The organism is Acetivibrio straminisolvens JCM 21531 (assembly GCF_000521465.1).
In the GTDB taxonomy this organism is placed as follows: Bacteria; Bacillota; Clostridia; order Acetivibrionales; family Acetivibrionaceae; genus Hungateiclostridium; species Hungateiclostridium straminisolvens.
This window is the reverse complement of the sequence record NZ_BAVR01000020.1, coordinates 32,858-55,567: the sequence shown is the minus strand read 5'-3', so window position 1 is coordinate 55,567 and position 22,710 is coordinate 32,858. Positions and strand designations below refer to the sequence as shown.

Genomic DNA, 22,710 nt, shown 5'->3' with positions numbered 1-22,710 from the left:
GTAAGAAATCACCTTTAAAAAAAGCTTGACATGAATATTTTGTCCTTGTTATAATATATATTTTTCTTTGACAAGCTGAGCTTGATATGATATAATGAGGGCAAACAGAAGATGAGGTGATTCAATGATGGAGAAAAGCAGCCTGCTCCAAATAAAGAGAGATATAGAGACCTGTGTTGGCAGAAGATTCAGCTCAAAGCTAATAAGGGAGAAAAAAGGCATTTATTAGAGAAGGAATAGTTGAAAACACCTATCCTAGCATCTTCGTAGTTAAATTTGAAAATGATTATGAAGCAATAAGGAGAGTATCTTACAGTTATACTGACATTCTTACAAAAGCTGTGGAGATAGTTGTTTGTGAGGATAACAGAAAAATACAGGTCAGTTAAGTTTGACAATCAGTTTAAGGTGTTATAATGTATAGAGGATTAAATTTATATTACTTAAAAAGCATAAAAGAACCGGATTACAGAATCCGGTTCTTTTATGCTTTTTTTAAATGCAAGGTTTATTCAATTCGAAGCATAAAAAGATTTTATCATTTATTGTGTTCAAGGGAATATTTTAAAAGCCTTGTCAATATATATTTAGTAGGCAGGTATTTATTTTGGTGTAATCCTGATTACCCTCGGTGATTTAGTGATACAAATCGTTACGGAATAATATTTAAGGAGGATGGAGAATGTCCCTTGAACTTGTTAGAGAATCCACAAATGTGAATTACTCTGTTGGTGAAGATTTCGCACAGACAATTGTTGAACATGATATAATTGTACCTGACGTTAACCCGGACGTTGCAAGAATTCTTCTTCTTGATGCTGAGGTAAGGGAAGGAGATTCTGAAGCTTCACAAGATAGAATACATGTAGATGGCAATATCTTCTACAAGATACTATATGTTTCCGATGACCCGGAACAGTCTGTAAAAAGTATAAATACTTCCAGTGATTTTTCGTATACCGTTGATGTAGCAAATGCCCGGGCAGGAATGAAAACAAAAGTAAAATACGACATAGAGCATATTGATTATGAGATACTAAACGGAAGAAAAATCAACGTCAAAACCATTCTTAAAATTAATGCAAAGGCGATAAATGACGTTGAGCAGGAGTTTGTAAGTGATTTAAGGGGTATAGAAGATATACAGGTTTTAAAAGATAACGTAGATATATACTACTACCTTGGAGAAAATACTGTCAATTGTACTTCAGAAGAAATGCTTGAAGTACCTGCGGGAAAACCGGCTATAAAGGAAATACTGAGAAACGATGTAAAAATTGTGGGCAAAGATTACAGAATTTCAGATGACAAGATTATTGCCAAAGGCGATATAAACATACTTACTTTATACATAGGAGATAATGAGGAAAGAAGTATTCAGTTTATGGAACATGAAATATCCTTTACACAGTTTATAGACCTCCCCGGTATTAGTGAAAACTCTGAATGTGAAGTGGATTATAGGATAAGGAGTGCATCGTTTACTCCCCATGAAGACACCGACGGTGAATTGAGAATTCTGAAGGCAGAGGTAACCGTAGGCCTTGCGGCTGAAGCAACAGACAAGAGAAATGTTGAAATTGTATCCGATGCATACGGCTTAAAGTCGAATATCAATCATGAGAAGCAGGCATTTAAAATCAATAGAGTTGTGTCAAAAAATAGAAGCCAAATAACATTAAAAGAGATAGTGGAGTTTGACGGCAATAGTCCCGATATATCAGAGGTATTCAATATTTTGTGCAAACCAAGTTTGTTTGAATGTAATACCGGGGATGGATATGTCAATGTTGAAGGAGCTGTCAAAAACAGTATTCTGTATGTGGCTAATAATACAGAACAACCGGTGTTTGCCTATAATCATGAAATACCTTTCAGCCAGAGAATTGAAGTTGATGGTTCAAAACCGGGAATGGCCTGTGATGTTGATTTGGGAGTTGAACACTGCAGCTACAGCGTGATTTCGGCAAATGAAGTTGAAGTAAGGGTTGTAGTGGATATTAATGTCCGATTGGTGGAACAGACGGATATATCCCTTATAACAAATGTAAACGAAACTCCTATTGAAGACAGAGATAATGAGAAGTATCCCAGCATAACCATATACTTCTCACAGCCCGGTGATAATCTTTGGAAGATAGCAAAAAAATATCGTACAACTGTAGATGATATCTTGAGGGTAAATGAGCTTAACAGGGATGATGCCATTGGGGTAGGACAGCAAATAATTGTACCGAGAAAAATAGGCTAATCTATTAACTTTGCAATAGAAAATCTCAGAACATCGAATTCCTTCACTTTCGCCTCTTTCATTTCATTCCAAGAGGCTAAATAAAGGTCCGAAATCAAAGATTTCGGACTTTTTTGCGTGAATTTTATATAGTGTTGATTTTGGTTTTTGTAAATGTGTTGGAAGCAGGTTTAGAGATTTTATTGAAAAAGGAATGTATATTGTATATAATATAAAAATATACAAAACCCAATAAGTCTTTGGGTTTATAACTGGGTTTGGAAGTTTGTATATAAAAATTCGAAATCAGGTGGAAAATGAAATCGATTAGTTTAAATGCCCATGCAAAAATTAATTTATCCCTTGATGTAATAAGAAAGAGACAGGATGGTTATCACGATGTCAGAATGATTATGCAGTCTATAGATTTGCATGACGAGGTTGTAGTTGAAACAAGGGATACAGGAATTGAAGTGGAATGTGACAAACCGTGGGTACCGGGAGGAAAAGACAATATTGCCTATAAAGCGGCAAACCTCATGATGGAAAGGTACAAAATTGAAAGCGGTGTTGGCATTAAAATCTATAAGAGAATTCCTGTAGCGGCAGGTCTTGCGGGAGGAAGTGCCGACGCGGCGGCAGTGATTAAAGGAATGAATGAACTTTTTAGTCTAAATCTTAATGAAGCCGAACTTATGAACATCGGAAAGCAGGTAGGTGCGGATGTACCTTTCTGCATTAAGGGAGGGACCATGCTCTCCGAGGGAATTGGGGAGAAACTTACAAAAATCCCTTCTTTCCAAGGAGTGGATATTGTTTTGGTAAAGCCTAAAGTAGGTGTATCGACGGCGTGGGTATACAACAATTTAAAGCTGGATAAAATATCCTCAAGACCGGATACCGATCTTTTAATAAAGGCAATTTCAGAGAAAGATATTGGCTGTTTGGCGCAAAATATGGGAAATGTGCTGGAAACAGTTACAATAGAAAAATACGAAGTAATAAACGATATTAAAAATGAGCTGTTGAGGCTTGGAGCTTTGGGAAGCATGATGAGCGGAAGCGGTCCTTCCGTATTCGGTATATTTGAAAACGGCAAAAAGGCTTGTCTTGCTTATGAAAGCCTTAAAGACGGCGAGTGGGAATGTTTTATGACACAAACAATATAAAATTTTCAGTAAAATATTGTTGGGAAAAAATATCTAGTTATGTAATAACCACTAAGTGAGGAGAGAATTTGATGGCCGGAAAGCTTTCGAAGGTAAATTTGAATGATTATAAGCCCTTAAGAGAGGTAATTTTGATACACTTAGAGAAGCTATTATTGCAGGTGAGTTAAAGCCGGGAGAGAGACTTATGGAAGTCAAACTGGCAGAAAAGATGGGGGTTAGCCGTACCCCTGTAAGAGAAGCAATAAGAAAGCTTGAGCTCGAAGGGCTGGTGGAGATGCTTCCTCGAAAAGGAGCGCATGTGGCTGAGCTTTCAGCAAAAGATATTATGGATGTTTTGGAGGTCAGGGCAACCCTTGACGGTTTGGCAACGGCTCTTGCCGCTGAAAGGATAACCGACGAAGAGATAAAGGAATTGGAGCATATACAATCTCAGTTTTTAGCCTATGCCAATAAAGACAATTTGCAGGGATCGATAAAAAAAGACGTGGAGTTTCATGAATTGATATACCGGGCATCGCGGAACGAAAGGCTTATTCAGATTGCAAACAATTTGAGGGAACAGATCCAGCGTTTTAGGGTAATATACCTTAAGGATTACAGCAATCCTAAGGAGCTTATTAAGGAGCACCAATATATTCTGGAGGCCATTTCAACCCGTGACAAAATAGCGGCCCAGGAGTATGCACAAAAGCATATAAACCATCAGGAGACGGCAATAATAAAAGCAATAAAGAACATGAAGGGAGGTGGAGGAGTATAACCTCCACCTTAAATTATTTCGTAACCCATTTGGGCAATGTGCTTCTTTATTTCCTGAGGACTTATGTCCGAGGGATTGTATTCGACTTTTATCTGCTGGCTTTTCAGGTCGGAATAAACATTTGTTATACCCTTTAGTTCTCTTACGTTTTCCTCAATTTTGCTTGAGCAGGCACTGCATGAAATTGACGGAACATTAAAAGTTGCTGTTTCCATAAATACCTCCTTAAACGGATTGAAATTGTAGTGAATATAGCGATAAAGTTCTTTGTGTATACTTTATAGCATTTCAAAAAAAGAAGAAATTATTTATTAAAGTTTTTTGAACTTAAAGTGTTATAACAGTGGAATGAATCTCTAAATGTTTATCAAACAGTTTATATTATGGTATCATATAAGATAGATGAAAAATACATAGAAAATTTTAAAAAATAATAGCGAAAATATACCTTTCAGGGACTGTTGCAAAAGATGGCGAGCAAAGTAAAAGGAGGGCAGTAATGGCAAGTGATCATTTATATGTTCCGTTTATAGAAAGTGTGAAGAATACTTTCAGAAAGAACGCTGATATTGAAATATGTATAGAAAGGTCCTTTTACACGCAAAATGATGATATTAGATCCCTTGGTGTTGCCTCTATCATTAATTTTTTCGGCAAGGTGAAGGGAAGATTTTTGATTGATATGGAAAAGGAACTGATTTTCGCAGTGGCAAAAAAATGAATGGAGCGGATTTTGATTCTGAAAACGAATATATGGTATTGGAATCTGTTCAGACACTAAGCAAAATTATTGCCGGCAACGCCATAGATGAACTGAACAATTTGTACTTGGCAGAGATAAAGGCAGCACCGCCTATAGTCCTGGAAGGTAAGGATGCTCTTATCACTGTTCCGAAGGTGGAACCTGTATCTATGGACTGTACTACTTCTTGCGGAAGGCTTAAAATCAATATTGCAATAGAAGAGGATAATACAACCGGAGAATATTAATAGTCTGGTGTACTCCAAGATTCTAAATATATTCCAAATTTTTTATTATCGGATAGTGAACTTTTCAAAAAAATATCGTATAATTAACTGTATAAATTGCAAGGCACTATCTTGTAGGAGGATAAAAGCTAAAGATGTGGTTTGACAAATTTTTAAGCATTTATAAAGCAGGTATATCTCATGAATTTATTCTGTATTTCAACATTCGCGATATGGTAGACAACTATAGATATATTGACAGATATATTTATGAGGAGTTTATAAAGCAAAGAGGTTTTTCGATTGTGGCATTCTATGACATTTCAAGGGGTCTTAGTTTTTTAGAGCCGGGAATGGAAAGAGAATTCAACAAGATAACCTCAAATGAGGCCATAGGACTAAAAAGAGTGCTGCCGTCAAAAATATTTCCGTACATTGATGTTGCTCTAAAGAACACAAAAATGGTTCTTTTCATAGAGCATGCGGAGAAAATAATTCCTGCCGGAGATACGGGTTCCATGTCTCTGGAAGAGAGAATGGCGCTTATCTGGCTTTGCGAGTGGTCAAATGACCCGAAAATCTCCACAGTGGGAAGCACAATAATTATGACTGCAAACAACCTAGCCGAAGTGAGCAGCGAGATTTTGAATTCGTCTTACAGGGTGGAGCCGATTCTTGTGGAGTTGCCGGATGAAGAGGAACGCAGAAAATACATAGAATATCTTTTAAAAGATGAAAATATAAAAATGGATATTTCCGTTGACGAGTTTGCCAAGCTGTCGTCTGGTCTTAGCAAAAAGGCCATAAAGGATATAAAGCTGAAAGCTGAAGCTGAAGACGTGCCGGTAAGTTTTGAATTTATAAAGGACAAGAAGCATTCTGTGCTGAAAAAAGAGTATGGAGATGTCTTGGAGTTTATATATCCCGAAATTAGCTTTGAAGACATCGGAGGCATGGAACGGGCCAAGAGCTATCTTCTAAAAAATATTGTGGAGCCGATAAAGAAAGGTGACTTAAGACGCGTGCCGATGGGAATACTTTTATGTGGACCGTCGGGTACCGGTAAGACTTTACTTGTAAATGCGCTGGCAAAGTCAAGCGGATTTAACTGTGTAAAGATTGATATGTCCAGGATACTGGGGCAATATGTAGGAGAAAGTGAGAAAAACTTCAAAAAGTGCCTCTTAGGTGCCCAGTCCCAGCAACCGGTAATCGTATTTGTTGATGAGATAGATACGGCTTTCAGAAGGGGCGAAAGCGGAGATAATGGAGTAAGCAGAAATATTTTTAGTGAATTTTTGCAGTTTACCAGTAATACAAATAATAGGGGTAAGGTTATTTTTATTGCTGCAACAAACAGGCCTGACCTTTTGGATGCTGCTTTAAAAAGAGCCGGAAGGTTTGACAAGAAAATCCCCATACTTCTTCCGGAGGAGGACGAAAGGGCGGACATATTTAGAATAATGATAAAGAAATATGGCTTTGAAACAGATATAGAGGACTTTACACCTTTTGCCGCACAGACGGAAAATTATACCGGTGCAGAAATTGAGACGGTGGTAAGGAAGGCCTATGAAATTGCAAATGAGGATAATATAGAAGGTTGTATTCTTACGGCAGAAATACTCAATGAAGCGATTTCAAGATGCAGGCCCAGTACCCAGCAGGTAGAGTTTATGACAATGCTGGCAATTAAGGAATGCGACGACAAGGACCTCTTGCCGGAAAGATACAGGCATTATCTTGACGAAAGGTCAAAATTTGACGGGGATTTGTAAAGACATTGGTATAAAATTTTATTGATTTACAGTTTACAACAGAGTATATTTATTATAAATTAAAAGATGAACGATTTTATTTACAAGGAGGATTAGCCATGGGTTTTTTTAGCAGACTTGGGAGCTTAATTAGAGGCTTTTTTGGATTGTTTGTCGGAGGACTTGAGGAAAGCAATCCGAATTTGTTGTTCGAAGACATTAAAAATCAGATAAACAAGGCCCGTAAGGAAGCGGAACAGCAAATAATTGAAATTCAGACAAATGCTGAAATGATAAAAATTGAAATGAAAACTGCCGAAAAGAATCTTAATGCGATAAGAGCCAGAATTGAAGCAGCTCAAAGACAGGGAGACAAGGAGCTTTTGGTGGAGCTTCTCGTGCAGGAAGAGGAATATCAGACCGCATATGAAACATACAAGGAGACTCACGATAATGCTTTAAGAGAAGTCGAAAATATACGCGAAAACTATAAAGTGTTTGAAGCGGAAATGACTGCAAAACTCAATGAATTAAAGACCCTGAAGACTCAAGAAAAGATGGCAAGCTCAAGGAAAATATCAACTCGGTGAATGCAAAATACACTTCCAAAAACAACAGGGTTGGAAATATCAACGAAGATATGGAACGTGCAAGGGAAATTGTTAACAAGAAGATTGCAAGAGCCAATGCAGTTGAAAGCCTGAATGATACTAATACTGAACTGAGACTTAAGAAACTTGACATGAATTCTGCTCGTGAAAGGGCAAGAGCAAGGGCTGAGGCTATGCTAAGCGGAGAGCAGGGATTTGAAGTAAAGGAAAAAACAGAGAACAAAGCAAATTCATAAGATAATTGGGATTAAAATACACACTCCGTACAGGGGGTGTGTTTCACTAAGAGGGGATATATGAAACTAAAGCTTTTTTGGAATTCAATTATTCATTATAAAAACATAGGTATGCTTTTGGTTTTAATGGGAATGGGATTAGCAGCTGCGGAATATGCCCAATTCCCCTATACGTATGCTGCTATCCCGGCTGTCGTACTCTATTTTGGACTGGTTCTTAGAAGTTTTACAGATAAAAAATTTCAGGAAAATTTCTTTCATAAAGAGAAGGAAAAGGAAATAAAAAAGATGAACAGAATGTGTCTGCAAATGGCTGCAGATACTAAAAAGTACACTAATTCTGCGTATTATAAAAAGCTCGTTTCTTTGATAAAAGAGAAGGATGATATATTAAAAGAGTATAATAAGGACAAATCCAATCATATCAAGGAGAAGATCGCTGAGTATGCATTAAATCTTACTATCTCCTATTTGAATCTGCTCAAAGATTTTTGCATAAGAAGCAAAGCTGTAGATCGGACAAATATAAATTCTCTGATGGAAAGACTTTCTCAAAACACGAGAAAGCTTAATTTTACCGAAGATCCGAAAGTATATGAAGATATTAAAAGGATTGTAGAGATGGACGAGAAAATAATAAACAGGCTCAAAGAAGAAAAAAGTGACTTAGAACGTTTGGATGTAAAGCTTGACTATATAAAAAGTACCGTTAGCATGCTCAAGCATCAGATTAATTCAGGTTTTGAATCGCAAGAAACCATGGAAAGTATTGAAAGTATTTTAAATGAAGCTGCAGCATTTGAAAGTGTCTTATATGAGAGAAATAAAAACAGACTCAGAAACTAATCAAAATCTGACATATGTCATTATTCATTTATGTTTAAAATAGCGGATGCAATTGTCCGATAATAATCTATGACAGTTCTTTTTAAAATGACTCCATAAAATAGCATAAAAGTAATATATTAGCTATATGAAATCGTTTTTTATAGAAATGGGGATTTTAGTATGGCGCAGGATATTGTTGTGTATTTATCCGATTACATTAGCATAATAAAAAACCTGACGGCTTTTATATAGAGTCCTATAAAAAAGGTATGTCGGTTGATGAATTCAACAAAGTAATAGGCCAGCATCCGGAAATAAAGATTACCAGTTTTATGGCAATAAAAAACGCCATACTTTTTGCACCAAAACCCCCGGTCAAATTTGGTGAAGCTAAGGAAAGAATAAGTATAGAGCTTTCAAGCGATGAGTTAAAAGCATATATTAGGCTCTGTGTGGAAGAATGGGAGTTTTCCGGAGATGCAAAGGTAAAGCTTTTGGAGGAAGTAGAAAAAACCTGGAAAAAGCGGGAGTTGTATTTGGAATTAAACATGACGTATTGTTAGACGAGCTTTGCAATAACAGGCAAATCCTGATAGCCGAGGGCATACCCCCGGAGCATGGCGAAGATTCGGTAATAAAGATGTATGAAATAAAAAAAGCAACGCCTGAGATAAAAGAAGACGGCAAAGTAGACCATTATGAGCTTAATCTCATTAACAAGGTGAAAGTTGGAGATTGGCTGGGAGAAAGGATTGATCCTACTCCGGGAACTATGGGCAAGTCGGTAAAGGGCGAACCGATACCTGCAATACCCGGGAAAAATCATCCCTTGCATTATGACAAGAAATCGGTTCGAGAGGAACATAAAGACGGAGTGACATACCTTTATGCGTTAAAAAGTGGAGCAGTACATTATGAAGGAGATAAGATAAGCGTATCAAACCATTTGGAAATAGACGGAGATGTGGACTTTAAAACAGGGAATATTGATTTTGACGGTTTTGTAAGTATAAAAGGAACAGTTGCAGACGGATTTTCTGTTGTGTCAACCCAGGACATAGAAATACTCGGGGTTTATGGAATAGGCAGTATAAAAGAAGTGGTCAGCAGAAAGGGTAGTGTTTACATCAAAGGCGGAATAGCAGGCAAGAACAAAGCGGTAATAAAGGCTAAAAAGGATATTTATTCGAAGTATATTTCAGATGCTACCGTTACTTGCGAAGGAAGCTTACATGTAGGGCTTTATTGCATCAACAGCAACATTACAGCAAGAGAGATTATAATTGATTCGCCAAAAGGGCAGATATCGGGCGGAAATATACAGTGTGAAGCAAAAGTATTATCTCCTATTTTAGGCTCGCCCAGTGAGAAACGTACGCTTATATCGGTTAAAGGATTTAATAGAAATACTTTGAAGGAAAGACTTGAGGAGGTAATAAAAAGTATTGAAGCTTTAAAGAATGAATTGGTGAAGGTAAAGGTTGAGGCGGAGGCTTATTTTAACAGTGAAGAGCAAATGAAATCAGGGAGTCTGAAAGCAGAAGACATCAAACAGAGGTTTTATAAAATAAAGGAACAATTGAAGGAGCTTGAGGAAGAGAAAAAAACAATTGCTGATGTATTGAGAACGAAAGGTGAAGGAGAAATATCGATATTAAAGAAAGCTTATCCCGGAGTTGTCATTGAAATAAAAAATGTCATTAAGGAAATAGACAGACCGATAATTAATACTACCTTCTATATACAGGATGGTTATATAAAAGATGTGTAGCATTCAATTTAAATATATCATTTTGGCAGAAACTGTGATATGATATTCTATAAGAGACAAGGCAACATGAAGATTTTCGGGGTGGCTAGTAAATATGGATTCATTAAAGTTTCTGCATTTTTCGGATATTCATCTTGACGCGCCTTTCGGCTCATTAGGCTCTAAACATGCGGCAGAGCAAAGAAGGCGGGATCTTATTGATATATTTGACAGAATAATTTACCTTGCGAAAAAGGAAGCTGTAGACATTATACTGATAAGCGGAGACCTTTATGAGCATGAATATGTAAGAAAGTCTACAATCCATTATATAAATAAAAAATTTGGCGAGATTCCCGAAATAAAGGTATTTATTGTGCCGGGAAACCATGATCCCTATATTCCCAATTCCTATTACCGAAACTTTGAGTGGAGCAAAAATGTCTATATTTTGTCCGAGGACAGGCAAAAAGTTTTCCTCAAAGAGCATAATGCCTGCGTGTATGGCGTGGGTTTTGCAAATTTCCATGAAGAAAAAAGTCTCATAAACACAATAGAGCCGGCGGACCCAAAGCATATTAATATTTTGCTGGTTCACGGAACTGTGGATTTGAATTTCAAAAAGAGCCGGTATAATCCCATGGCAAGCAGCGAACTTGCGCTTTTAGGCATGGATTACATTGCTTTGGGACATTTTCATAATTCCCTTAGGGGTATTGGAAAGGGCGGAAATATATACAATCCGGGGAGTCCTGAGCCTCTTGGATTTGACGAGGAAGGAGAACATGGTGTCTTTATCGGCAAAATAGACTTTGTGTCGGAAAGAGAAAGAAAGCTTGATGTAAGGTTTGAGAAAACTTACAAAAGACAGTATAAATCCTTGGAAATAAAATCCGACTGTTTTGAAAGCGACAACCAAATTATAGATATGATTTTCCGGGAAGCTCGAGAAGATCAAAACCGGGAGAACCTCATGCATATAATCTTAAGAGGTTATACTGTGCCGGGATATCGTATTAATGCTGCGGATATAGCCGATGCTATTGGGAACAGCTTTTTTTATGTGGTTATAAGTGATGAAACCGTAAATCAATATAATTATGATGAGCTTGTGAATGAACCGGGGATAAAAGGCTTGTTTGTGAGGAAAATGTTTTCTCTTATAAATAAGGCCGAAAGCGAGAAAGAAAGGCATCTTCTTATGAAGTCCATGCAATACGGCATTGAGGCATTAGAACAGGGCAAAGTTGAAGTACTGTAAATTCAAGGAGCGGATATGAAAATCGAAAAGCTTGATATAAAGGGATTTGGAAAGCTTCACAATTTAATAATTGAGTTTTCAAAGGGCTTTAATTTGGTCTACGGTGGAAACGAGGCAGGAAAAACAACGGTCCAATGGTTTATCCGGGGCATGTTGTATTCTTTAAAGAGAGGGAAAATTACGAAAAGCGGAAATATTCCTCCTTTAAAAAGGTACAGTCCGTGGCAGGGAAATTTCTACGGGGGAAGCATTGTTTATACTCTTGACAGAGGAGCTTTATTTACTGTGGAAAGAGATTTTAATAATAATACAGTGAAGGTGTATGATTCTTTTTTCAATGACATAAGCGACAGCTTTAAAAAAAGCAAAGACAGCGGGCCTTTGTTTGCATTGGAGCATCTTGGCATAAATGAGGCATGCTTTGAAAGAACCGTGTTTATAAGCCAGATGGATACAAGAATTGATGCTGCGGGAAGCCGGGAACTTGTGGACAAGCTTACGAATATCAGAGAGACAGGTTCGGAGGAAATTTCCCTTAAAAGAGCAAGAGAGGCCTTGAAGGATTCTCTCATAAACTATGTGGGGACCGAAAGGAGCACGACGAGGCCTTTAGATATTGTAAACTTAAAGTTGAATGAGCTTTGGCAAAAGAAGAAGTACCTTATAGAGGAAAAAGAAAAAATATTTGATATAGAAGAAAAAGTTAGGAGGCTTTACGAAAAAAAGAGGCAATGTGAGAAAAAAAGAGAGGCCATTACTTGGGCAAGAAAGGTTATTGAACTTAGAAGAAATATTGAAAAAATGAAGAAGCAGAAAAGGGACATTGCCTTAATTATAAAAGAGGCAAACAGATATGAACAGGAAAGAGATATTTTAAATCAAGAGCTGGAACTTTACAATAGGATGAAAGAGCAGTATGAACCCTATTCTAAGTATGCGGGTGATGACCCGGCACTCATTAATATTTTATACAATAGCTCGAAGATGCGCTAAGGGAAAAGGAGCGGCTTTACAAAAAGCTAGAGGAATTGATGCAGGAAATTGAAGAGGCTAAAGGGGTACTGGAAGAATATAAAGCCTTTGACAGTTTTGATGAAGGTATAGAAAACAGGATGCAAAACCTTGCCGACAGTATAAAAAGCCTTGAGCAAAAGAAAGAAGATATAAAAAGTGAAGCATTGAATGAGAATTCGAAAGCTTCTTATAAGCTTGGGCTTATAACGGCGGGAATTGTTACCTCAATAATTTTGACACTTTTATCCGGGCTTTTTGCGGTAATTTTTCCCCAAAAGGCTGTTTTTACGGCACTGACCTTTGTTTTTGCTCTGTTAATGCTGATATTTATTTTTATGGGGAAAGTTATTAAGAACAATCTCCAAAGGCATGATGACAGTAGAAATATGCTTCTTTCAAGAATTCAGGAAATAGACAGCGAGCTTTCCTCAAAACAAGAAGAAATCCAACGTATTTTTTCCATGGTGGGTGCGGAAAATACGGGGGATTTTATTAAGAAGAAAGCCTTGTACGAAAATAAGATTCTTAATCTTGACAAATTAAACAGCAGCATGGAAGAGCTTGAGAGAGAAATGGAAGAGAATCGGGCATATATCAAGAAGATTAAGACTTTAATGCTTGACAGGTTTAGAACGTGCGCTATAATTGCTTTAGAAGAAAAGGAAATAAAACCGGAGCATATAGAGACTTTTAGGCTAGGGCTTGCAAAATATGCAGAAGCTCTTGAAAATATTAAAAGGCTGCAAGAAAAGAAGGAAGATATTCAAAGGTACTTGCAATCCCTTTATGAGAGGGCGTCTTCATTGTTTGGAGAAAGCTTTGCACAAAAGGAGGATTTGCCGGGTGCCCTTGGCAATATAGACAGAAAAGTGAATGACCTTTACGAAAAAATTGATGAATACTCTGTAAAAATTCAGGATACATATGCTTTGCCGATGCTTCGCCGGAATATCATGAGTTGATGGAGAAAATTTATGATGAAGAGTTTCAAAATGCAGAAAGCTACATAGAAGATTTACTTTCCGGGATAACTGATGAGATTGATAAAATAGTGCTTCAGATAAGTAGGGATCAGGCTTTGGCAGAAAGAGGGCCTATAATAGAAGATGAAATTCAAGAAATTGAAGCAAAACTTACAGAACTTGAAGGAGAAAAAGAACGTCTACAGGGTATAGGATTTAGCTTAAAGACTGCTTTGGATATCCTTGAAGAGGCGGCAATTGAAATAAAAAGGGAATTTGCACCTTCATTAAACCGTGAGCTGGGAAGCATAGCCGGCCTTATAACACAAGACAAATACAGTGAAGTAAGGGCCGATGACAGCCTTATATTAAAAACATTAGAACCGGATACAGGACGGATTGTGGAAGCACCCTCTTTAAGCGGCGGTACTGTTGAACAGCTATATCTTGCATTAAGACTTGCTCTTGCCAAGACTATTGAGGATAGCGGAGAAGTTCTGCCTCTTATTATGGATGAGGTATTTGCGCACTATGACGATCAAAGGGTTCTAAGTACTCTAAAGATGCTTTTCGAGCTGTCAAAAGAGCGCCAGATTATATTCTTTACATGTAAGGATAGAGAAATGGAGGCAGCCTTAGAAATTTTCGGCAAAGACTTAAATATTATTAAATTGGGCGCCTAGATAGAAGTTTTATAAAATATTACAGTTCTTTATATCGATAATTGGGGGGCTTTCGATGAAAAGAATGTTTGTGAATAATGCAGAGATGAAGAAAATAATATTATTTTTTGTGATTATGGGGATATATGGTATATTTGTTTGCGGTTGCGGACAGTTTGCGCAAGAAGCAAACACCGGACTACCTTATAGTGGCGACAAGGAAACGAATGAGGTTACGAATCCGGGAAGCAGTGATGAAAATAAAGAGGCTTTTGATATAGAGAAAAAATACGAGGGCAAGGCAGTTGTATTAGAGACAGTGTTGATATTTTCCGGGAGCCGGATATAAATTCGGAAAGGGTGACCCAAGCTATTTTTAACCAGCCTGTTGAAGTTATTGAGGAAAAGGCCACCTGGACTAAGGTAAAAGTTGTGGACGGATATGTCGGGTGGCTCAGGTCAAAATTTATTGACAGAGATTGCACAAGTATTATGGAGGAAAAGTATACTGACAGAGCTGTAATTACAGGAAAGACTAAGAAGGTTTATTCTTCGGCAGGTGGTGGAGTTACGCTGAAGGATGTGGTAATGGGAACGGAGCTTTTTATAAAAGGGAAAAAAGACCGCTATTACGAGGTTGCTTTGCCGGGGGGACTTACGGGATGGATTGATACAAAAGACACAATAAAAGTTCCGTCCGGAAGCCTGATACCGGCAACATCCGCACAGGATTTTCTGGCGACTGTGGGTAAGTTCATCGGTACACCGTATCTTTGGGGAGGAGTGAGCAGCTGGGAAGGTGTTGATTGCTCAGGGCTTGTGTATATTTGCAGCAGAATAAACGGAGTGGATTTGCCCAGAGATGCAGATATGCAATTTGAATTTATAAAAACTGGAGTTGGGAGCATGGAAGAATTAAAAGTTGGAGATTTGCTCTTTTTCAGTTCCAATAATGAGCTAAAAGATATATCCCATGTAGGGGTTTATGCCGGAGAGGGTAAGTTTGTACAAGCTGCAAAATCGAAAGGAATGGTTGTAGAATCCGACCTTAATACGGAATATTACATTAAAAGATTAAAGGGCATTAAACGAATATTTGAATAGACCTTTTTCATTGTCATTTATAAGTTTTTCAATGAGATTGACAATATTGTGGCCGGAGTCGGGTTTTGCAAGGGCTCCGGCTATTTCTTTCATTTGCTTGTATCTTAATTTATTGTCATAAATTTGGCACAGAATGCTGTCAATGCTTGCATTTTTATAAATCCGCACTGCGGCACCGCTGTTTATAAGAAACTGCTCATTTCTTTCCTCCTGTCCGGGAATTGGAGAGATTATAAGGGCAGGAAGCTTTTTGGCCAGAGCTTCGGATATAGTCATTCCTCCCGGCTTGGTAACGATAAAGTCTGATGCATCCATAATCTTGGGAATATTATTTGTATATCCAAATATTTTAACCGGCAAGGGGAAGGAAGCTGACAGATTGTTAAGTCTTTTTTCAAGGGTACTGTTTTTGCCGGCAACAGCAATAATTTGAATATCCCTTTTGCATTTTGCAAAGGATTTGAAGGCCCTCTCAATATCCCCTATTCCAAGGCTTCCACCCATAATAAGCACTGTCAAAGTGTTTTCCAAGGATAGTTCTTTTCTTGCTTGCACTTTGGGTGTGTTTTTCAAAAACTCCGGTGCTATGGGAATCCCGTAAGTAAATATTCGGTTTTCGGGAATTTTACATTCAATCATATCTCTTTTAATGTAGTCATGAGCGACAATATAGGCCTCTATATTTTCTTGAAACCAGAAAGGGTGATTTACAAAGTCGGTGACAATTGCTATTGACGGCACATCAAGGTTATAATATTTTTTCAGGTATGCAATCATTTGTAGCGGAAAAGGATGAGTGCACACAATTATTGAGGGTTTGAAACTTTGTATCAGCTTATGGATTTTAGGAGCCATAAGATTACTTAAAACCCTGCTTATCTTGTTTATGTCTTTCCTGTGTTCGGACATTCTATAAAGCCCCCCGTAAATTTGGGGTGCGTATTTGACAATATTAAGGTATCCGTCTACGACGGCCGTATGAATCAAAGGGTTTATGTATTTAAAAGTATCTACTATCAAGGTACGGGCTGTAGGGTACTTTAGCGTAATAAAATTGCGCAAAGCTTCAGCTGCCTTAATATGCCCCGACCCCAATGAAATTGACAAGAACAGAACATTCATTTGTTCACCTCATAAAATAAAATTATTTTGCAAAACACATATTGTGTTTTTTGTAATTCTTTTCATAGAGTTATTATCTGGGGATTTGAGCGATGTTATACATAATTTTAGTGAATTTACGAATATTTTTCGCACCAGAACAAAAAATATCTTTGAAGTATAGCAATGTCTTATATAGTGTTATACTCTTTTACAGTTTTGAGCCAGTGTTTTAGCTAAAGGAGGAGTGAATGCTTTTGAGGACGTTAAAGAGAATACTTATTCTTGTTGTAATATTTTCTATTGGCATACCGTTGTATTTAAATAGTGAGGTGTTTATTGCACCAATTACCGACAGACTTGCGCCGGACATGGAAAGCGAAGATGTCATGAAGTTGCAGCAAAGACTTAAGAACTGGGAGTATTATGACGGCAAAATAACCGGGGTGTATGACTTTAAAACATATTTAGCTGTAATGGACTTTCAAAAGACATATAATTTACCTGTAACCGGTATAGCGGAAGAAAAAACTCTATCTGCAATGGGACTTACTACTCTTTCCCGATGGAGTGAAGTCTATGCACAGTCAAGCCGGGTAAGTGATGAACAGCTTCTTGCAAGAGCGATCAATGGGGAAGCCAGGGGAGAACCCTATGAGGGTCAAGTAGCGGTAGGCGCAGTTATTTTGAACAGGACAAGGGACCCCAAATTCCCCAAAACCATCGCAGGGGTAATATACCAGCCGGGGGCATTTACAGCGGTTTCCGACGGCCAGATAAATGTACCTATTGACCCGAATTCAACTGTTGTAAAAGCTGCAAGAGATGCTTTAAGCGGGTGGGATCCTACCAACGGATGCTTGTACTACTGGAACCCGGCAACTGCAACCAGCAAATGGATATGGAGCAGAAAAATAGTTACAAAAATCGGAAAACATAATTTCGGAATTTAGTTTTTAGTATACAAACAGGAGGTGCATCCTTTTTGAGTATCAGAGAGAAACTACTGGATTTTAAAAGAAGATTAGCCGACAGGAAAATGTATAGTATTGTAATTGTGGCAATTGCTGCTGTGGCAATGTGGGGATTCTACCAATACAAGCATGCGGCAGATTTGAGACAGGAGCTTGATAACCAATACAACCGTGCTTTTTATGAAATGGTTGGTTATGTGAACAATGTTGAGGTACTACTGTTAAAATCTCTTATCAGCAACAGTCCGGAAAAGACGGCACAGACTATGCAGGAAGCATGGAGACAGTCAAACCTTGCCCAAAGCAACTTAGGACAGCTGCCCATTACTCCGAATGTATTGGCCAATACATCGAAATTTCTGACACAGGTGGGTGATTTGGCATATTCTATAAACAACCAGAATATGGCAGGAAAGGGTTTGACTGAGGAACAGTACAAACTTATAGAGCAGCTCCATGGTTTTTCCGTATCATTGGAACAAAGCTTGAATGACCTTCAAAATCAGCTTTCAGCCGGAAGAATAAAATGGGGAGAACTTGCAAATAAAGGAACTCCGTTGTTTCAGAAAACATCTCAGAATATGCCGATGGAGCAGTTTGAGAACATAGACAAGACTTTTCAGGATTATCCTACGTTAATTTATGACGGTCCTTTTTCAGACCACATGACTATGAGCGAGCCAAAGGGACTTACGGGAAATGAAATGAACCCAGAAGAGGCAAAGCAGAGAGTCATAGATTTCTTTGGAAAAGATAAAGTGAGTGCGGTGGAGGATACAGGGAGAAATGATGCGACAGCCATAAAAACTTATAGCTACAGGGTTAAGTTTAATAATGTTCCCGAGGATCAGACTGCAACCGTGGATGTGACCCAAAAGGGAGGACATGTATTATGGATGCTTTACAATAGACCTATTGGGGCGGAAGAAACCATAAACATTGATCAGGCCAAAGAATTGGGGAAGAAGTTTTTGGAAGAGCGTGGATATAAGAATATGGTCGATACCTACTACTTGAAAGAGGACAATACAGCGGTTATTAACTATGCCTACAAGCAAGGGGATGTTGTTGTATATCCTGATCTTATAAAAGTAAAAATTGCATTGGATGACGGTGAAGTAATAGGTTTTGAAAGCAAGGGTTATCTTTCCAATCACGTAGAAAGAAATATTCCGGCTCCGAAACTTACTGCGGAAGAGGCTCGCACCAAGATTTCATCGAGGATGCAGGTTTTAAGTTCCGGCCTTGCGATAATACCTACAGACTACAAAACGGAGATATACACTTATGAGTTTAAAGGGAAGCTTAATGATAAGGATTTTCTTGTCTACATCAACGCCGAAACCGGTAAAGAGGAAAATATCCTTATGATAATTGACACACCTAATGGAGTATTGACAATGTAAAGCTTCTGTATATAGTTATTCTTTTGATTTTGACAATCGGGTATGAAAAATTGCCCGATTGTTTATTATTTAGTCTCTTTTAATGAAATGAAAGAGGCTAAAATGAAGGGACTTGTCGTTCCGGGATTCAACAAGGATTGGTAATCTTTAATAATTATTTTAAATAGTCTATAATAGATACATGGTGATTTTTAAGCTTTGTACTAATTATGAAGGGGGAAATAGTCATGGAAGAGTTTTCAATGGAGCAAAACAATTTGGAAGTACAGGAAGAAGAAAGTCAGATTGAAAATGTTAAAATGCCGGGTATAATTCAAGTGGGAACCCTTTATTCCATAGCTGTAATACTTATGGTGTTTGTGTCTACAAGATTGCAAACAACCTTAGGTTTCAACCTTGGGGGAGCTCTTTCGGAGATTCTTCTTATAATGTTGCCCCCTTTGGTTTTCTTGATATTGTTCCGGTTTGACGTAAAAAGGGTACTGAGGATGAATAAAACCGGCTTTATGAATTTCTTTTTGGTATTTTGGATTATGTTCTTTTCCATACCTGTGGTAGGACTTTTTAATATTTTGAACATGCTTTTAGTGAAACTTTTGTTTGGTACTGTGGAGATTGCCCAGATTCCTGTTGGAAGTGATGCCTTAGCTTTCTTGCCAGCGTGTTGGTTATTGGCGTTTCTGCAGGAATATGTGAGGAACTTTTGTTTAGAGGGGTAATCCAGAGAGGATTGGAGAGACTTGGTGCAGTTAAATCCATACTGATAACGGCATTTCTCTTTGGACTTATTCATTTTGATTTTCAAAAGCTGTTCGGAACTTTTCTTTTAGGGGCGTTAATCGGTTTTCTGGTATACAGGAGTAATTCTATATTTGTAGGGATATTTGCTCATTTTACCAATAATTCTATTGCTGTAGTTGCACTTTTCTTGTCAATGAAGATGAGTGAGTATATGAAGAAAATGGGTATGACCAATATGTCTGAAATGAACACATCGGGTGTGGGGGATGCGCTAAGTGAACTTCAAAAGCTCTCCGGTATCCAGCTTGCCATAGTAATAGTCTTCTATTTAATGGTGTTTATTATTACGGCAGTAATTTTGGTGTTCTCCTTTATGCTTTTATTAAGAATACGTCAAAGGATGTCAAAGAAATAAAGGAGGATAAATCCGGGATTAGAGCAGTAGATTTTGCTTCATTTATACCGGGTATTCTGATGGTAATTTTGATTTATGTCTGCAACGGACTGCTTTTGGGAGGAACTATTGATGCTGAGGCTATGAGGAGCTTTTTAAAAGCCATAGGAATAGCTGATAAGTACTAAGAAGGACATAACCTTTTTTAGGATATGTCCTTTATTCTAATACTTAAGTGAAAAATTTTTTAGATTTATTATCTGTTGTCTTGTTATAACTTACCTTAGCCTTGTTGGACAGTCTTTTTGAATACCCTGATGTCATTTCCCGCAAACCTGAACAGATCGAATCCGCCTATAATTCTCGATACTATTCTCTCATCATAGTATTCATTAAGCAGATTGATACCAAGATTTGTAGCTATAATGGTCTTGCAAGGGACGGACAAATTTTTCTCATGCCTAATGTTTAAAATATTCAAAAGTTCTGCGTATCTTGTTGCCGTTGGGGATTCGGTTCCAAGATCATCTATAATAAGGAGCTCAACATTGAAGATATCGGAGTAGGCGGTATCTTCAAATTCATCGTCCTTCAGAGCTGTCAGCCTGTAATCATTGATAACTTTGAACAGGGACTGGGCTGTCTGATACAATACGGTTCTGCCTCTTTTTAAAAGCTCCGAGGCTATGCAGTTTACCATAAAGGTTTTGCCGACACCTGTGGGCCCGCTGAAAAAAAGGTTTTTGTCCTGTGGGTTGTCTATATTCTCGATAAATGCTTGAGCCCGCTGCCGTATTTTTAAAATATTCTTCCTTGGAGAAATTTTGATTCCGTACTTTTTTTCATTAATTTCATCGGGATAAAAGTTTTCGTTGAAAGTGGAAAAGTTCTCCACATCCAGAACCTTTATATTTGACTGCTTAAAAAGGTGATTGATATATTGCTGGCGGTAGCAGGAGCATTTTTCCGTACCGGCCGGAGTTTCTACAAAGCCGGTGTCATTGCATTGCTTGCATTGGAATTCAAGGTCAAGATAGTCCTCGGGATAGGAGAACTTCACCAACAATTCTTTTTTTTCCCTCTTAAGGCGGTCGATTTTGTCTAAAAGCTCGCCTATCGCTCTATCCGATGGTTCGGTACCTAAAAGTATGGCTTTATTGTATTTTACCCCTGTAAGCCGTATTTGATTATCTATTTCGGCAATTCGAGGTATCTTCTTATAGACCTCTTCTATTTTCAATAATTGCCTATAAGAGGCTGCTTGCTGTCTGGATTCATATTCATTTATTATTATGCGGTGAATATCCCTGCTCATGCTGCCTCCTTTTTCCGTTACTTATTGGAATTCCCATTACTATTAGGTTTAAGCGTTTTCGTAAAGGCTGTTCAAATACTCATCTTCGTATTTTCTTTGCTCAAAGTTGCCTTTTTGGGGCACAACGACAGATGCCACAGAGTTGCCGGTTTTAGTGTTTTTCTTTCTTCGTGCGGTCTCATAAACGGCAATATCCTCTTTGGTTTTGAGGTTGTTTTTGTGCCAGTCGGTAATTATGCTGTCCAGATAATTGAAATTCGGGTTGGTTTTGGATGTTGTCTTCTTTAAGGCAAGTTCAATGGTGTCAATGTCGTATCCATAGTCCATTACCCATTTTTCAACATATTCCTCTTCAAACTCGGTAAGGTTTCGGCCGAGTTTCAGCTTTTTGACAATGGCACTGCGGACATCCTTGAACTTTTTGTACTCGATAGAGTAATTGTCAAGGTCAAAGGAATTTCTGATATTTCTGTTTTTCCAGTTCTCAGCCACTTTTTCTATGTAAGGTTTAATAAGCCCTTTATGGTCAAAGCAATATTGAAACAATGCCAACATGACATCTTCATCAAATTTGTAACGGTCAAACCAGGCATCGATATCGGTATACCATGAAGGAGACATAATACCTTGGAAGAATGTGTTGTTAATTGTGTAAATTATTTCGTTGCGCTTCTTGTTCTTTTCGGAGTTGGACACAGCTTCTTCCGGTGTCGAGGTGGTTTTTAAGCGGTACATCTTCTTGATTTCTTTTTCTTTCAGGTCATGAAGCACAAGACCGTCTTCTTTCCAAGAAAGTACCCCGAAGTTTTCAAGCTGGGCGAGGCATTCCTTTACCTTTGAGACTTCAAGCCCCATATTTTTGGCAAACTCTTCTGTAGATGCATTTTTGTTGTGTTTGCTTAAAAAAAGGCAGTATAAATACACCTTTACACTGTCTGAACTGAGTAAAGGCATATACTCGGTAATAAAAATATCCGGAACCAGGGTATCCGAATACAAAATGGATTTGTAAGACTCAAAAAACATTAAATCATCCCTCATTGTAATGGGAAAATATTCTCATTCAAATATTTCTATTATATCATATAAAATTGACATGTTACAGGAATAATAAACCTTATATAATGTATTCAAGGAAAATAAACTTGTTTTAAACTTGTTTTTGAAGTGTTTTGGCAATCTGACAGGAGTTTTGGAATTTTATTTTTGCTGTTATTTTTTAAAAAAGAAAATAATGTTGTTGATTTTTTTTTGAATTTATATTATCATATAATGTGTTCGTTGGAATTTAGTTATGCGCCCATAGCTCAATTGGATAGAGCGTTTGACTACGGATCAAAAGGTTAGGGGTTCGACTCCTCTTGGGCGCGCCAAAGAGCACGATATCAAGCAGTTCTGAAAAGGGCTGCTTGATATTTTTTAACTGAAATAAAAGACGGAAGCTCCCAATAAAAGCTCGGGAC

General features: G+C 37.7%; 22 protein-coding genes, 1 tRNA gene and 3 pseudogenes. 22 read left to right on the top strand and 4 right to left on the bottom strand.

Annotated features, from left to right (window positions below):
• The first annotated feature begins 124 nt into the window (after positions 1-124).
• The 4 genes and pseudogenes from JCM21531_RS24380 to JCM21531_RS07190 all read left to right on the top strand — a co-directional run bounded on the left by JCM21531_RS24380 (position 125) and on the right by JCM21531_RS07190 (position 4,162).
• A pseudogene (locus tag JCM21531_RS24380) lies at positions 125-389 on the top strand (Veg family protein).
• Positions 390-682: 293 nt separating this feature from the next.
• Positions 683-2,251, top strand: a complete 1,569-nt coding sequence (locus JCM21531_RS07200) for a DUF3794 and LysM peptidoglycan-binding domain-containing protein (protein WP_038288671.1) — start codon at positions 683-685, stop codon at positions 2,249-2,251.
• A 296-nt stretch (positions 2,252-2,547) separates the two neighbouring features.
• The gene (ispE, locus tag JCM21531_RS07195; protein ID WP_038288669.1) at positions 2,548-3,399 is read left to right on the top strand and encodes a 4-(cytidine 5'-diphospho)-2-C-methyl-D-erythritol kinase; all 852 of its coding nucleotides are present in this window, start codon (positions 2,548-2,550) and stop codon (positions 3,397-3,399) included.
• 71 nt (positions 3,400-3,470) lie between these two features.
• Positions 3,471-4,162, top strand: a pseudogene (locus tag JCM21531_RS07190) (GntR family transcriptional regulator).
• A gap of 8 nt (positions 4,163-4,170) precedes the next feature.
• Here the strand turns inward: JCM21531_RS07190 and JCM21531_RS07185 are convergent.
• Positions 4,171-4,377 (bottom strand): heavy-metal-associated domain-containing protein, encoded by a 207-nt coding sequence (locus tag JCM21531_RS07185; RefSeq protein WP_038288666.1) that lies wholly within the window; start codon positions 4,375-4,377, stop codon positions 4,171-4,173.
• Positions 4,378-4,661: 284 nt separating this feature from the next.
• Here JCM21531_RS07185 and JCM21531_RS21185 point away from each other — a divergent pair, with 284 nt between their 5' ends.
• The 13 genes and pseudogenes from JCM21531_RS21185 (at position 4,662) to JCM21531_RS07140 (ending at position 15,316) form a co-directional block, all read left to right on the top strand.
• Entirely contained in the window at positions 4,662-4,883 is a 222-nt protein-coding gene (locus tag JCM21531_RS21185) for a hypothetical protein (RefSeq protein ID WP_243467365.1), read from the top strand.
• Positions 4,880-5,152, top strand: a complete 273-nt coding sequence (locus JCM21531_RS21180) for a chemotaxis protein CheX (RefSeq protein WP_243467364.1) — start codon at positions 4,880-4,882, stop codon at positions 5,150-5,152. The genes JCM21531_RS21185 and JCM21531_RS21180 overlap by 4 nt, the downstream gene beginning before the upstream one ends.
• Before the next feature lie 134 nt (positions 5,153-5,286).
• On the top strand, positions 5,287-6,909 hold the full coding sequence (locus JCM21531_RS07175) for an AAA family ATPase (protein ID WP_038288663.1): 1,623 nt from the start codon (positions 5,287-5,289) through the stop codon (positions 6,907-6,909).
• Between the two features lie 98 nt (positions 6,910-7,007).
• Positions 7,008-7,735, top strand: a pseudogene (locus JCM21531_RS07170) (PspA/IM30 family protein).
• A gap of 60 nt (positions 7,736-7,795) precedes the next feature.
• Entirely contained in the window at positions 7,796-8,581 is a 786-nt protein-coding gene (locus JCM21531_RS07165) for a BAR domain-containing protein (RefSeq protein WP_038288661.1), read from the top strand.
• A gap of 251 nt (positions 8,582-8,832) precedes the next feature.
• Entirely contained in the window at positions 8,833-9,126 is a 294-nt protein-coding gene (locus tag JCM21531_RS24835) for a hypothetical protein (RefSeq protein ID WP_243467363.1), read from the top strand.
• Positions 9,120-10,334, top strand: a complete 1,215-nt coding sequence (locus JCM21531_RS07160) for a flagellar assembly protein A (protein WP_243467362.1) — start codon at positions 9,120-9,122, stop codon at positions 10,332-10,334. The genes JCM21531_RS24835 and JCM21531_RS07160 overlap by 7 nt, the downstream gene beginning before the upstream one ends.
• 94 nt (positions 10,335-10,428) lie before the next feature.
• Positions 10,429-11,574 (top strand): metallophosphoesterase family protein, encoded by a 1,146-nt coding sequence (locus JCM21531_RS07155; protein ID WP_038288658.1) that lies wholly within the window; start codon positions 10,429-10,431, stop codon positions 11,572-11,574.
• 15 nt (positions 11,575-11,589) lie between these two features.
• On the top strand, positions 11,590-12,567 hold the full coding sequence (locus JCM21531_RS21170) for an ATP-binding protein (RefSeq protein WP_243467361.1): 978 nt from the start codon (positions 11,590-11,592) through the stop codon (positions 12,565-12,567).
• Between the two features lie 38 nt (positions 12,568-12,605).
• Positions 12,606-13,550, top strand: a complete 945-nt coding sequence (locus JCM21531_RS21165) for a hypothetical protein (RefSeq protein ID WP_243467360.1) — start codon at positions 12,606-12,608, stop codon at positions 13,548-13,550.
• Positions 13,550-14,233 carry an ATP-binding protein gene (locus JCM21531_RS21160; RefSeq protein WP_243467359.1) on the top strand — a complete coding sequence of 228 codons (684 nt, stop codon included), beginning with the start codon at positions 13,550-13,552 and terminating at the stop codon, positions 14,231-14,233. The genes JCM21531_RS21165 and JCM21531_RS21160 overlap by 1 nt, the downstream gene beginning before the upstream one ends.
• Positions 14,234-14,288: 55 nt before the next feature.
• Entirely contained in the window at positions 14,289-14,561 is a 273-nt protein-coding gene (locus JCM21531_RS21155; RefSeq protein WP_038288655.1) for a hypothetical protein, read from the top strand.
• An 11-nt stretch (positions 14,562-14,572) separates the two neighbouring features.
• Positions 14,573-15,316 carry a C40 family peptidase gene (locus tag JCM21531_RS07140; protein ID WP_243467358.1) on the top strand — a complete coding sequence of 248 codons (744 nt, stop codon included), beginning with the start codon at positions 14,573-14,575 and terminating at the stop codon, positions 15,314-15,316.
• Here the strand turns inward: JCM21531_RS07140 and JCM21531_RS07135 are convergent.
• Positions 15,287-16,438 carry an MGDG synthase family glycosyltransferase gene (locus tag JCM21531_RS07135; RefSeq protein WP_038288653.1) on the bottom strand — a complete coding sequence of 384 codons (1,152 nt, stop codon included), beginning with the start codon at positions 16,436-16,438 and terminating at the stop codon, positions 15,287-15,289. The genes JCM21531_RS07140 and JCM21531_RS07135 overlap by 30 nt on opposite strands.
• 230 nt (positions 16,439-16,668) lie before the next feature.
• Between JCM21531_RS07135 and sleB the strand changes: the two genes are divergently transcribed.
• The 4 genes from sleB to JCM21531_RS21145 all read left to right on the top strand — a co-directional run bounded on the left by sleB (position 16,669) and on the right by JCM21531_RS21145 (position 19,953).
• The gene (sleB, locus tag JCM21531_RS07130; RefSeq protein WP_038288652.1) at positions 16,669-17,370 is read left to right on the top strand and encodes a spore cortex-lytic enzyme; all 702 of its coding nucleotides are present in this window, start codon (positions 16,669-16,671) and stop codon (positions 17,368-17,370) included.
• Between the two features lie 32 nt (positions 17,371-17,402).
• Positions 17,403-18,797, top strand: a complete 1,395-nt coding sequence (gene ypeB / locus JCM21531_RS07125; RefSeq protein WP_038288650.1) for a germination protein YpeB — start codon at positions 17,403-17,405, stop codon at positions 18,795-18,797.
• Positions 18,798-19,024: 227 nt separating this feature from the next.
• Positions 19,025-19,516: a hypothetical protein gene (locus JCM21531_RS21150; protein WP_243467357.1), complete on the top strand. Its 492-nt coding sequence runs from the start codon at positions 19,025-19,027 to the stop codon at positions 19,514-19,516.
• Entirely contained in the window at positions 19,459-19,953 is a 495-nt protein-coding gene (locus JCM21531_RS21145; RefSeq protein WP_243467356.1) for a CPBP family glutamic-type intramembrane protease, read from the top strand. The genes JCM21531_RS21150 and JCM21531_RS21145 overlap by 58 nt, the downstream gene beginning before the upstream one ends.
• Before the next feature lie 262 nt (positions 19,954-20,215).
• Here the strand turns inward: JCM21531_RS21145 and JCM21531_RS07115 are convergent, their stop codons facing one another.
• Together JCM21531_RS07115 and JCM21531_RS07110 are read right to left on the bottom strand one after the other, a co-directional pair.
• Positions 20,216-21,247, bottom strand: a complete 1,032-nt coding sequence (locus JCM21531_RS07115; protein WP_038288648.1) for an ATP-binding protein — start codon at positions 21,245-21,247, stop codon at positions 20,216-20,218.
• A 48-nt stretch (positions 21,248-21,295) separates the two neighbouring features.
• Positions 21,296-22,273, bottom strand: a complete 978-nt coding sequence (locus JCM21531_RS07110) for a DnaD domain-containing protein (protein WP_038288645.1) — start codon at positions 22,271-22,273, stop codon at positions 21,296-21,298.
• A gap of 270 nt (positions 22,274-22,543) precedes the next feature.
• On the opposite strand from JCM21531_RS07110, the gene JCM21531_RS07105 reads away from it, so the two are divergent.
• A tRNA-Arg gene (locus JCM21531_RS07105) sits at positions 22,544-22,620 on the top strand.
• The last annotated feature ends 90 nt before the right edge of the window (positions 22,621-22,710 follow it).